Origin of the sequence: Nostoc commune NIES-4072 (genome assembly GCF_003113895.1) — a bacterium.
GTDB lineage: Bacteria > Cyanobacteriota > Cyanobacteriia > Cyanobacteriales > Nostocaceae > Nostoc > Nostoc commune.
Genome location: NZ_BDUD01000001.1, coordinates 5,412,911 through 5,424,714 on the forward strand (window position 1 = coordinate 5,412,911; position 11,804 = coordinate 5,424,714).

Annotated in this window: 10 protein-coding genes; 7 read left to right on the forward strand and 3 right to left on the reverse strand. The window is 43.3% G+C overall.

From position 1 onward, the window contains the following. The first annotated feature begins 8 nt into the window (after positions 1-8). Positions 9-1,616, forward strand: coding sequence for an iron uptake porin (locus CDC33_RS24065; RefSeq protein WP_109011059.1), 1,608 nt, complete (start codon positions 9-11; stop codon positions 1,614-1,616). Between the two features lie 206 nt (positions 1,617-1,822). Here CDC33_RS24065 and CDC33_RS24070 read toward each other — a convergent pair whose 3' ends face one another. Together CDC33_RS24070 and CDC33_RS24075 are read right to left on the reverse strand one after the other, a co-directional pair. After that, a complete protein-coding gene (locus CDC33_RS24070; protein ID WP_109011060.1) occupies positions 1,823-2,914 on the reverse strand; it encodes a DUF6745 domain-containing protein in 1,092 nt (363 codons plus the stop codon). Beyond that, entirely contained in the window at positions 2,901-3,194 is a 294-nt protein-coding gene (locus tag CDC33_RS24075; RefSeq protein ID WP_109011061.1) for a DUF8820 family protein, read from the reverse strand. Before CDC33_RS24075 ends, CDC33_RS24070 begins: the two co-directional genes overlap by 14 nt. Positions 3,195-3,418: 224 nt before the next feature. On the opposite strand from CDC33_RS24075, the gene CDC33_RS37935 reads away from it, so the two are divergent. The 6 genes from CDC33_RS37935 (at position 3,419) to CDC33_RS24095 (ending at position 11,407) form a co-directional block, all read left to right on the forward strand. Further along, a complete protein-coding gene (locus CDC33_RS37935; RefSeq protein WP_146195857.1) occupies positions 3,419-3,664 on the forward strand; it encodes a hypothetical protein in 246 nt (81 codons plus the stop codon). An 85-nt stretch (positions 3,665-3,749) separates the two neighbouring features. Then, positions 3,750-6,398 (forward strand): type I DNA topoisomerase, encoded by a 2,649-nt coding sequence (gene topA / locus CDC33_RS24080; RefSeq protein ID WP_109011062.1) that lies wholly within the window; start codon positions 3,750-3,752, stop codon positions 6,396-6,398. A gap of 478 nt (positions 6,399-6,876) precedes the next feature. Further along, positions 6,877-7,017 (forward strand): hypothetical protein, encoded by a 141-nt coding sequence (locus CDC33_RS39040; RefSeq protein ID WP_167407621.1) that lies wholly within the window; start codon positions 6,877-6,879, stop codon positions 7,015-7,017. A gap of 7 nt (positions 7,018-7,024) precedes the next feature. Continuing rightward, positions 7,025-7,486, forward strand: coding sequence for a type II 3-dehydroquinate dehydratase (gene aroQ, locus CDC33_RS24085; protein ID WP_244919335.1), 462 nt, complete (start codon positions 7,025-7,027; stop codon positions 7,484-7,486). 77 nt (positions 7,487-7,563) lie between these two features. Then, positions 7,564-8,496 carry an ADP-ribosylglycohydrolase family protein gene (locus tag CDC33_RS24090; protein ID WP_109011064.1) on the forward strand — a complete coding sequence of 311 codons (933 nt, stop codon included), beginning with the start codon at positions 7,564-7,566 and terminating at the stop codon, positions 8,494-8,496. A gap of 247 nt (positions 8,497-8,743) precedes the next feature. Further along, on the forward strand, positions 8,744-11,407 hold the full coding sequence (locus CDC33_RS24095; protein ID WP_181374117.1) for an HD family phosphohydrolase: 2,664 nt from the start codon (positions 8,744-8,746) through the stop codon (positions 11,405-11,407). Between the two features lie 3 nt (positions 11,408-11,410). Here the strand turns inward: CDC33_RS24095 and CDC33_RS24100 are convergent, their stop codons facing one another. After that, a complete protein-coding gene (locus CDC33_RS24100; protein WP_109011065.1) occupies positions 11,411-11,800 on the reverse strand; it encodes a DUF2442 domain-containing protein in 390 nt (129 codons plus the stop codon). Positions 11,801-11,804 lie beyond the last annotated feature (4 nt).

Consider the following 11,804-nt stretch of genomic DNA (forward strand, 5'->3'; position numbering starts at 1 on the left):
GGAGAGAAATGGAAAAATTCTGGAAATATCTGCTAGTTAGTCCAGCAGTCTGCTGTGTCATGCTATTTTTTAATACTGCTACATTTGCAGGTGAAACATCGGGAAAGTCTGAAATCAATCAACCGCAAGTTTCAGCTAATCCAGATATAAGAGTTACGAACATAGCGCCAGCTCATCCAATGGCGCAAGTTACATCTGTGTCTCAATTTTCTGATGTACAACCCACTGACTGGGCATTTCAAGCATTGCAGTCCTTGGTTGAACGCTATGGGTGTATTGCAGGATACCCAAATAGCACTTATCGCGGTAATCGGGCATTGACGCGGTATGAGTTTGCGGCTGGTTTGAATGCTTGTCTTGACCGCGTTAACGAACTTATTGCTACAGCCACAGGCGATTTAGTTAACAAACAAGATTTAGCCACATTACAAAAGCTGCAACAAGATTTTTCAGCCGAACTGGCGACACTCCGAGGTCGTGTGGATGCAGTAGAAGCTAAAACTGCTGAATTGGAGGCGAATCAGTTCTCAACCACAACTAAACTGCAAGGACAAGTTGTCGCAGTCGTTAGCGATGTTTTGTCAGGAAATACAGTCAACGGTGCGGAAAATACAACTTTAGGGGCACGAGCGCGGATAGAACTTGTGACCAGCTTCACAGGAAAGGATACACTATTTACCAGAATCCAGGCTAATAATATTCTCAGCCCTAACATTGGTACACCAGAGGGCAACTTATTTTTTGCTGGCGAGGATGGTACTACTAATGCTGCTATAGATGCACTCTTGTACAGATTTCCGTTGGGCGAAAAAACAGAGGTTGTGGCTATTGCCAACGCAGGTGCAGCAGATGACCTTACCAATACTATTAATCTCTTTGACGGTGATGGCTCTTTTGGTGCTTTGTCCACCTTTGGTACACGCAACCCAATTTATGGCCAGATAAACGGCGCAGGGTTAGGAGTAACCCACGAGTTCGGTGAAAAATTGGCACTAAGTCTAGGGTATTTGAGTGGTACAGCTAATGACCCTACGCCTAGTAATGGTTTGTTTAATGGTTCTTACGGTGCGCTAGCACAGTTGACAGTTAAACCAAGCGATCGCATTACTATCGGTTTAACTTACATCAATTCTTACAACCAACCACTACTTACGGGTAGCAATGCAGCAACTCTCGCGCCCTTAGATTTAGATGGCAATGGTACGTTAGATTCCCGATTTTCCAGTAATTCTTACGGTGTCCAAGCATCCATCGGCATCACTGATAATATCGTCTTAGGTGGTTGGGCTGGATACACCAACAGCCGCACATTAAATGGCGATCGTGGAGAGGTTGATATTTGGAACTATGCCGTCACTCTCGGCTTTCCTGACCTCGGTAAAGAAGGTAACTTAGCAGGTATCATCGCTGGTGTGGAGCCAAAAGTGACAAGCTCTAACATCGCAGGATTAGATAGAGATCAGGATACATCCTATCATCTTGAGGCATTTTACCAATATAAGCTGACTGACAATATCACCATTACTCCAGGAGTCATCTGGTTAACATCGCCAGATCATAACAATGACAACGATGATGTTGTAATTGGCGCGCTGAGAACCACATTCAGTTTCTAATACCAATTTGAAAAGAGAATGCGACAAATAGACCATTTGTAGAGACGCGATTCATCGCGTCTTTACCCAAGGATGTGTTGCAATCATTAATTGAATTGGTATAATTTTCAAAATCTCCAAAGAAGACGCAAAATTAAAATTTGCGTCTTTTATTTTTTGTGCAAAAGCAAAAATCGAACCCAGTAAAAATGCTCGGTTTGATAAACTCAGCTTTGTACAGCAAATTCTTCTGGATCAATTTCCCAATTTACCCAGCGAATTGCTTCACGCGCTGATTTCATATCAGGCGGAACTCGCAAGACATGAATGAATCCTGTACTGGGACAAGTCATTTTTAATAAGTAAATTGGTTCTTCATCTACATCATTATCTATTTTTAATAGAGTATATTCTTTCCAAAAATCTAATTCAATAGCTTGTAATTCTTGGCAAATTCTAGCGTAACCGATACCCTGAATTAACACTCGGCGTAGTTCAGCGTTTTCTTCTGTTAAAAGCCATTGAGATTGCCATTGTTGGGGGTGGATTTTACCGTATTTTTCAGGTAAGGTTACACCGTGGTAGGAGTAGAGGCTATATCCATCAGTAAATTCAATGGCGGGTTCGCCTTCAGCGTGGAGGCGATTTTGATTGTCGAAGCGCAGGTGAAGGGGGCGATCGCAAATAATACAAATATCATCATACGCAAACAACCAACCACATTCTTGAATTAAAGATTGCAATACTTTCCATTCCTCTTGAGGATAAACAATGTTCAAAACAGAGATACAGAAATCAAACCCAGTCATCCAATTACCGTGGCTTTCAGGTTTAAAGCAGTCATTAAGTTGCATTTCAATCCACCACGAAAAATCCTCTCTTTGCTCGTTTAGTTCAATGCTAAAGTTTTCACTTAAATCGTTGTATATTTTATGATTTAAGGGATCATCTACCACATAAAAAAAACAGTTATCTAATTGCTTACATACTTGGCTTCCAAACAGTTGATTGAGTTTACTCAACAATTCGTGAAAAAAAAGTAACGAAAATAAGCTCCCTAAACTATTTGGTTCATTGAGGTAATTGTCTATAAATTGAGATGACATTCGTTTTAGCATCCAGTTGCAGGCTGCATAAGGACTATCCTGAAAAAAGATTTCAGGCTGTTCATAGTCAATTGCAATATAGGCAGCTTTGACCGCTTCCGCCGCTTTTTCACGATCAATTCGCTCAGTTGAAAGAGCGATCGCTCTCCACTTTTCCCGATACACTGGAATCAAAGCTTCTTGCTCAGGCGTTAACTTCTCAATCAGCGACATATCGCCAACCTTCAGGCTCGTATTCCCGTTGAATTTTCACCATCCAGTCACCTTGGGGAATAGAAATAGCTTTATGCTCCTCATGGGCAAGTAATGCCGACTCTGAAAACACACGCAAATAGAGTGTGCTATCTTTATCGTATAATTCCGCGTCTCCCTCAGTAATGCGATGCTTATGCCCTGTAACTTCGCCTTCTGCCAAAGTTAAGTGAGGTATTTTTTGTCCTTCAATTTGCTGCACAGGCAGTAAAATTACATCACCTTGGCGAATCGGTTTCATGGTTTTGCTTTCCTGACATGGGTACAAACCCTACTTCGCTTTTGCTTTCAAATTTGGTTTAATTTTGGCACAAGCTATATGAAAGTGGGCATTGGGAATTGGGCATGGGGCATTGGGAATTGCTTATTTCTACCTTATCTTCCAATACTTGTCGATTAAGGGAAATAAGGAGAAAGGGAGAAAAACCCTTTTCCCTTTTCCCCAAACTCAATTCCGGGTTGAAAATGCTTAACCGAGCAGCATTGCCTTATCTCCTTCATCCCTCCATGCCCAATGCCCCATGCCCCATGCCCCAAGATATTTTGAAAACTGTAGTCGCCAATTATGCGTTAGATAAGTTAAAGATTGAAATAGCTGGAAATTCACACCCAGCGTTCCCCTCCTCTACCCTCTGGGACAGGCTGGGCCATAAGTTCAGCAGATTTTATCCCAAGCAGGCAGTTTATGTGAGGATTAAATCACTGCCCTAAGCGTGACCTTTTATCTTGACAATTTGCAAAAATTACCTCAACTTGACTGTTTAGCTTAGTAGCTCTTCTTTTTATTAAAATTTCCATGTCAACTCTCGTCATTGTCGAATCTCCAACCAAAGCTCGTACCATTCGCAACTACCTGCCAGCAGGCTATCGGGTGGAGGCGTCTATGGGTCATGTGCGTGACCTCCCCCAGTCGGCTAGTGAAATTCCTGCTGCCGTCAAAGGAGAATCATGGGCGCAGCTAGGGGTAAATGTGGACGCCGACTTTGAACCGGTGTATGTTGTCCCGAAAGACAAAAAGAAAATTGTTACCCAGCTCAAAGATGCCCTCAAAGATGTAGATGAACTGATTCTGGCAACGGACGAAGACCGGGAAGGTGAAAGCATTAGTTGGCATTTATACCAATTGCTGAAGCCGAAAGTTCCGACTAAGCGGATGGTGTTTCACGAAATTACCCAAGAGGCGATCAAAAAAGCCCTGAAAAACTGCCGCAATATCGATGAGCAGTTGGTTCGCGCCCAAGAAACACGGCGGATCTTAGATCGACTGGTGGGTTATACTCTGTCTCCACTGCTATGGAAAAAAATCGCCTGGGGATTATCTGCTGGGCGAGTGCAATCTGTAGCTGTGCGACTTTTAGTCACTAGGGAACGCCAACGCCGCGCTTTCCGCGAGGGTACGTACTGGGATTTGAAAGCTAGTTTATCAAAGGAAAAAACCCCCTTTGCTGCCCAACTGGTAACATTGGCAGGAACCAAAATCGCTAACGGCAGCGATTTTGACGCAGCAACTGGACAAATTACCGCAGGTCGCAATGTCTTGTTGCTAAACGTTGACCAAGCTGTAGCCCTCAAGGAACGCCTAACAGGGAAAACCTGGAGTGTTACCGAGATGGAGGAACGCCCAGTGACGCGCAAACCGTCGCCACCGTTCACCACTTCAACGTTGCAACAAGAATCTAACCGGAAATTGCGCCTCTCAGCTCGTGACACGATGCGGGTTGCCCAGAATTTGTACGAGCAGGGGTATATTACCTATATGCGGACAGATTCGGTACATTTGTCAGATCAAGCGATCGCAGCTGCTCGGAGTTGTGTAGAAAAGCTTTACGGTCAACAATACCTCAGTCCCCAACCACGGCAATACACCACCAAATCTAAAGGCGCACAAGAGGCGCACGAAGCAATTCGTCCAGCAGGTAGCACCTTCCGCACCCCCCAAGAAACTGGTCTGGGCGGTCGAGAACTTGCTGTCTACGATTTGATTTGGAAGCGGACTGTCGCCTGTCAAATGGCTGATTCCCGCCAAACTCAAATTACCGTGCAATTGCAAGTTGAGGATGCTGGATTCCGTTCTTCTGGTAAACGGATTGAATTTCCAGGATACTTACGTGCCTACGTTGAAGGTTCAGACGACCCAGAAGCAGCACTGGAAGACCAGGAAGTGATTTTGCCGAATCTGAAAGTCGGAGATCATCCCGATTGTACAGATTTAGAAGCAGTTGGGCACGAAACCCAACCGCCAGCTAGGTACACCGAAGCTTCTTTAGTGAAAACCTTAGAAAGCGAAGGTATCGGTCGTCCCAGTACCTACGCCAGCATTATTGGCACAATAATTGACAAAGGTTATGCCCATTTGGTGAGTAACGCTCTTATTCCCACCTTCACCGCTTTTGCCGTCACCGACTTATTGGAAAAATATTTCCCGGACGTTGTTGATCCCAGTTTTACCTCAAAGATGGAGCAAACCTTGGATGACATTGCTACAGGTGAAGCGAAATGGCTACCCTACTTGCAGCAATTCTATTTGGGAGAAAAAGGGCTAGAAACCCTGGTAAAAGAACAGGAAAGTCAAATTGATGCCACCAAAGCTAGGACTGTAGAACTGGAGAATCTAGATGCCAAAGTCCGCATTGGGAAATATGGCCCTTACATTGAAGTTGAAAATGGTGAGGGGGTTATCACCGCTTCAATTCCCAAAGACTTGACACCAGCCGACCTCGACCCCAAACAGGTAGAAGTATTGCTGCGACAAAAAATCACAGGCCCCGACCAGGTAGGCCGGCATCCCGAAACTGGCGAACCAATTTATGTGAAAATTGGTGCTTATGGGCCTTATGTCCAATTGGGTGACAAAACCGACGAAAACCCCAAACCTAAACAAGCCTCCCTACTCAAGGGTGTCACCCCAGAAACCGTTACCCTAGAAATGGCTGTTGGTCTGTTGGCACTACCCCGGACATTAGGAGTTCATCCAGTTACTGGCGGCAAAATCCAAGCAAGTTTAGGGCGCTTTGGCCCTTATGTAGTTCATGACCAGGGTAAGGAAGGGAAAGACTACCGTTCTCTAAAAGCTGCTGATAATGTATTGACAATTAGCTTAGAACGTGCATTGGAGTTATTGTCTGAACCCAAAAAAGGACGCAGTTCTACAAACAGCAAATCTAAGGCCGCTTTACGCGAATTGGGTACACATCCAGATGATGGAGAAACAATAAACATCTACGATGGCCCTTATGGCCCTTACATTAAGCATGGCAAAACTAATGTGAGTATCCCAGAAGGTCAAACGGTAGAAAATATAACCCTGGCTGAGGCGCTGAACTTGTTGTCAGCTAAAGCATCAACAGGGAAATCGACTCGCAAAACGACTAAATCAACGACTTCCAAATCTAAGTCAACTGCTAAGTCAACAACCTCTACGAAAAAAAAGGGCACAGAAGGTTAATTGTAAGTCAGCTAATTTTGGACTTCGACTTTGCTCAGTCGAACGATTTTGAATTAAAAGAATTTTGGGGTTTATGCCCCAATACAGTTCAGTTAAGCTTTTTTCTCTCCCCCTGCCTCCCCTGCTCAAGAACAGCCTGCTTTAACAGATAAATTTGCTTAACCCAAGCGTATTGGTTTATGCCCTGCCCCTTGTAAGCAAAATAAATCTAAAATCTAAAATTCCTAATCAAGAGTCCAAAGTCCGATCCCTAACTCTTGACCCTTGATATCCATCCTTGATAGGATGCAGTTCAGTAGGTGCAAGTGTGATACTCTAAAAAGTAAGGGAAAACACAACGCCAAATTTTAGAAGTGGCTTATGTCCCAAACACGGGATTGTTTATCAGCCCGGTTGGAAGCCAGAGGTGCGAAAATATGCCAATTTCTGCGTACCTGTTAATCAAAAATTGAGGTAGTATCTCAGGAGCCGTCAGTTCATGGACTATATAGAAAAGGTGCTGGAAAAGGTTAAGGAATTAGCACGGAGGCTAATTGAGAGCCTGTTAGGGCCAGAGGCAGAACCGGAACCGGAACTGATTCCGATTCCTGTAAACGATCGCTCGCGTCGTCGCCACTAATCTCAAAGTGCTCAACTCGACGTTGCAATCCTTAAGCATTCTGGCACTGCATGGGCCAAACTTAAATTTGCTAGGACAGCGAGAACCAGGAATTTATGGTGCGTTGACTCTAGCTGAAATTAACCGCCTGTTAGAAGAAGAGGGATTCAAGATACAGGCGAAAGTTTTTTCTGTGCAGTCAAATCATGAAGGAATTTTGGTAGATACTATTCATGCCGCATTAGGACAACATCACGGGATTTTGATTAATGCAGGGGCATATACCCATACAAGTGTGGCATTGCGAGATGCGATCGCGGCTGTTAACTTGCCCACAGTCGAAGTACATCTAAGTAATATTTACCGTCGGGAAGATTTTCGCCATCATTCGTACATCGCCCCAGTAGCGATTGGTCAAATAAGTGGTTTTGGCGCACAAAGTTACTTGTTAGGCTTACAAGCACTGGTTAATCATTTAAGAAGCATATAAGCATGAAAAATCAATTGATTTTAAATTTTGGATTTTGGATTTTAGATTAAATTCTTGAATCTAAAATCTAAAATTGTATGCGTTACTCTCCTATAAGTCGGTTTAGAGGTACTTTACTCGGAGCATTCCTAGGGGAAAGTTTAAGTACTGGTAATATACAGTCTCAGAGTTACCTGGATTTGGGCAGAATGGCGGTTCTAGGTACTGAGAGTTTGATTGCGTTGGGTAGATTAGATTTAGATGATTGGATAGCGCGTCAGCAACAAGAATCTCTTAACTTAGCAGTAACTGATGACATATCGATTAAAATAATTCTTGCGACACTACCAGTAGCACTTTTTTTTCACGAAAATCCGATTAAGCTTCGACAAAACTTGCTGCATGTCCTAAAAATCTGGGAGGATGACCCAATAGTAAGGGATGGAACGCTAGCAGTAGGATATGCGATCGCTCTTGCCTTAACTGAAAAACTTAACCCCCGAACCCTCATCCCACAAACAATTTCTTTTCTCGGACAAACGCCGACATCAATACCAAAAAAATTATTAACAGTTCAGAATTTATTAGAGCAAGGGGCAGGATTGTCAAGGGCGCAAGCTGAGTTTGCTAAAGAAGAACTCAGTAACACTATTTCTATGGCATTCTACTGCTTTTTGAGTACCTTGGAAGATTTTCGGCTGGCAGTTTTGCGGGCTACTCACAATGGCAATTTTATGCAACATGCTACGCCTCTAACCTCACAAACTACAGGTGCAATTACTGGTGCTTTATCAGGAGCATATAACGGTATAGGTGGAATTCCGGTAAATTGGCAATTGCTCTTGCAGAGGAATTCTCCAGTATGGGGACTAGCTAGCTTTTCCCAAATGTTAAAATTGGCGGATGCATTTGTAGCGGTGTGGTCAGGAGTGTATGATCTTACCTTAAATCCAACGGAGTTAACTGAGGAGGGATATGAGGTGGCTTTGCTTTGTGTTTACGCAGCTCCTCGCGTTATTCGGTCGCGTTAATCCTATCTATTTTTACCGAATAACAGTGCAGATACTAAACACTGAAGACTACTAAATCTAGCCAAAAACTAAAAAACTTATATACTAGAATTTTTCAGAAAAACTTTGGACTGATTCTGTAGGTAGCTATTGTGGCAAATCAGCTTTAATTAGGCTCCATCACTGGAGTTGCGATCGCAGCTAATCAAACTTCCCTGATGATTGTCTTATTTTGAGCCATCAAAGTCAGCAATTGCAGGCAGAAATAATGAAAATAAAGCAATTTTTGCAATTCTTAACCCAGCAATTGACTAACTGGCGGCGACAGTACAAAGGACTACGCCGTAAGGGAAAGTTAATGAGAAGTCCCAAAAGCAAAACCCATAGAAGGGAACTTCTAAGGACTGTGCTTAAGAATATAATTCTATTTTTATCAAAAACCAATGATAAAAGCGAGCGCCGAAAACAAGAAAGAGCGCTTCAGTCAAAAACAAAATCGGTCAAAACTAAGAGTACTATTTATGGAGTTGCTTTAGATTGGGTACATGAACAGCGTTCCTTGGTAATTTTAGCGATCGCTCTAGTGTCCCTGACTGGTGTTATTGGGCATAAATTATACAACCAAACTCAAATCCAAATCGGAAATCCTGCGCCCCAAACAATTACAGCGCCTTACACAGCTAGCATTGAAGATCAGAAAAAAACAGAGTCACAGCGCCAAGCTGTTAGTGAAACATCCTTACAGGTGTTGATGATTAATGCGCGAATGAACGAACAAATCAACGAAAATTTGCAAAAACTTCTGGATGATGGCAATGAAATTCGCGCCGTTGCTGGAGCTTTTCCTTTTTTTGATCCTGTAGTTTTGTCCATCTCTACCCAGCGTTACCTCCGCTCTTGTCCTGATTTGGAATGGCAAGCACTACTAATAGCTGTAGAAAATACTAAAAATCAGCATAAGAAAGGAACAAGACGAACCACCGCCTCATCCGCACCCAATCAGCCACTAACGCCACAGAAGACAAAGCCTGTTGATTTTTCTCAAAACACTGATTTTACTCAAGCAGTAGCAGAACTAGAATCTTACCGCGTCACTTCTGAGAAAAACTTGTCTTTAGTGATTTCCCAAATTTACCAAACACGGCAAAGATACACCCAAGCCACTGCCAAGCTTTTACAGTTAGAGACTGTTACCCCAGAAGCAGTATATGAAGAATCCGTACTTTTGGATTTGTCAGATGAGGAGTGGGAAAAAACACAAATGGGAATCCATCAAAGTGCAGAGCGGATTCTCACCCAAGGCATCCCACAAGGACTGCCAAAAAATATCTTACAAGATGCGGTGAGTTTACAATTGCAGTTTTTTGTACCAGAATCTGCCGAATCTTTGGCAAAGAAGCTTTTGTTAGCTGTACTCAAGCCGAATCTGCAAAAAGATGAAGAACAAACCAGAGAAAACGCTCAAAAGGCTGCTGCTGGTGTGTCACCCGTGATGGTGAAGGTACGGTATGGCCAGGTGATTGTCAGAAAAGGGGTGCAGATTACTGCATGGAACTTTAAGGTGCTGGAGCATTATCACCTGGTTCGCCGGGAGGTAAAATGGCAGGAGTTAGTGAAGTTAGCAGGTGTAATTGCGATCGCCATTGGCATTTTTGTCTGGGTAGAACGGCATGTCGATTACGAATTGCGACAACGCGATCGCTTGTTAGTGTTATTGCTGACTTTAAGTGTGCCAGGGTTGGTAACGATGGGATTGCCTTATACCACCTGGAGTGCCCTTGGTTTATTGTTGGGAAGCTTTTACGGCCCCATTTTAGGATTGACAGTTGTCGGACTGCTGTTGCCGATATTAGCTATTAGCTTGGATATAAGCAAGGCTGCGCTTTTAGCTGGTGTAGGAGGAGGAATATTAGGTAGTTACATAGCGCAAAGATTGCGATCGCGTGAAGAATTGGCATTATTGGGTGTTGCGATCGCTTTAACTCAGGGCGGTATTTATCTGGTTGTTAAAATTTTAATTGGTCAAGCATTCGGTTCAACTTGGTATCTCGTCCTCCGAGAAGCCGGATTGTTTGCTTTATCCGGTTTAGGCTGGAGTATTGTAGCTTTAGGGTTGAGTCCTTATCTAGAAAAAGTTTTTGATTTAGTTACCCCAATCCGTTTAGCGGAGTTGGCGAACCCTAACCGCCCTTTATTAAAACGACTTGCTACTGAAACTCCCGGAACTTTTCAACATACGCTGCTTGTGGCTACCCTTGCTGAAGCTGCTGCCAAAGAACTAGGATGTAATGTGGAACTAGTCAGGGCTGGTACATTATATCACGATATTGGCAAAATGCACGACCCCCTTGGATTTATTGAAAATCAAATGGGGGGGCCGAATAAACATGATACAGAGATTAAAGACCCTTGGAAAAGTGCAGAAATTATTAAAAAGCACGTAACTGAAGGGTTGGTGATGGCGCGTAAACACCTTTTACCGACAGCAATTCAAGCTTTTATTCCAGAGCATCAGGGAACGATGCTGATTGCCTATTTCCATCATCAAGCGCAGCAAATGGCTCAAGAAGATCCAAGTTTAACAGTAGACGATGCAGATTTTCGCTACGATGGCCCGATTCCTCAATCACGGGAAACCGGAATTGTCATGTTAGCAGATTCTTGCGAAGCGGCGCTGCGATCGCTCGAAGCATCGGCTAAACCTCTGGGAGAGAAGCGATCGCTTAAAGATGTTTCGACTGAACAAGCTTTAGCAATGCTTAATAATATTCTGCGTGCCAAATGGCAAGACAATCAACTCGTAGATTCAGGATTAACACGAGAAGAAATGTCAAAAATTGCCCAAATATTTGTGGATGTTTGGCAGCAATTTCATCACAAACGGATTGCTTATCCGAAGTTGAAGGCTAGTAACACTGCGCGGAATTCGTAACTTTTAGTCGAGATGCCTCAGATTTTGTAGCAGAGTAGAACTTCCACCTTTTCTAGCAAGTTCAGCCATCCATTTTTTGGTTCCAAATATTCCGTTCATCAAAGCAGGAATACTCAAATCTACATCTAGGGTTTTCCAATGTAATCCTTCACCAGAAGGTGTTACCTCTACTTTTGCTAAGTCCTTAACTAAAGCACCTGCTAGCCCTTGTCCTACCTCTGAAGGGAACCCAAACATACATTTGTTAGACAAAAAAACTATAATCATTCCTAAGTAAGCGTCATAAAAAGCACGAGTTGCTCGTGGTTCAGATGTGGCGATCGCATCTGAGTTTACTCTGGCATTGGCTAGCTTTTCTTTTAATTCTTCTGTAGCCGCAATTTTCTTAACCATAATA

Excerpts from the sequence above, each read along its gene's own strand:
- CDC33_RS39040 (WP_167407621.1), top strand. The coding sequence starts at position 6,877 with ATGGACTATATAGAAAAGGTGCTGGAAAAGGTTAAGGAATTAGCACGG.
- CDC33_RS24070 (WP_109011060.1), bottom strand. The coding sequence starts at position 2,914 with ATGTCGCTGATTGAGAAGTTAACGCCTGAGCAAGAAGCTTTGATTCCA.
- CDC33_RS24095 (WP_181374117.1), top strand. The coding sequence starts at position 8,744 with ATGAAAATAAAGCAATTTTTGCAATTCTTAACCCAGCAATTGACTAAC.
- CDC33_RS24100 (WP_109011065.1), bottom strand. The coding sequence starts at position 11,800 with ATGGTTAAGAAAATTGCGGCTACAGAAGAATTAAAAGAAAAGCTAGCC.
- CDC33_RS24065 (WP_109011059.1), top strand. The coding sequence starts at position 9 with ATGGAAAAATTCTGGAAATATCTGCTAGTTAGTCCAGCAGTCTGCTGT.
- topA (WP_109011062.1), top strand. The coding sequence starts at position 3,750 with ATGTCAACTCTCGTCATTGTCGAATCTCCAACCAAAGCTCGTACCATT.
- CDC33_RS24075 (WP_109011061.1), bottom strand. The coding sequence starts at position 3,194 with ATGAAACCGATTCGCCAAGGTGATGTAATTTTACTGCCTGTGCAGCAA.
- CDC33_RS37935 (WP_146195857.1), top strand. The coding sequence starts at position 3,419 with ATGCTTAACCGAGCAGCATTGCCTTATCTCCTTCATCCCTCCATGCCC.
- CDC33_RS24090 (WP_109011064.1), top strand. The coding sequence starts at position 7,564 with ATGCGTTACTCTCCTATAAGTCGGTTTAGAGGTACTTTACTCGGAGCA.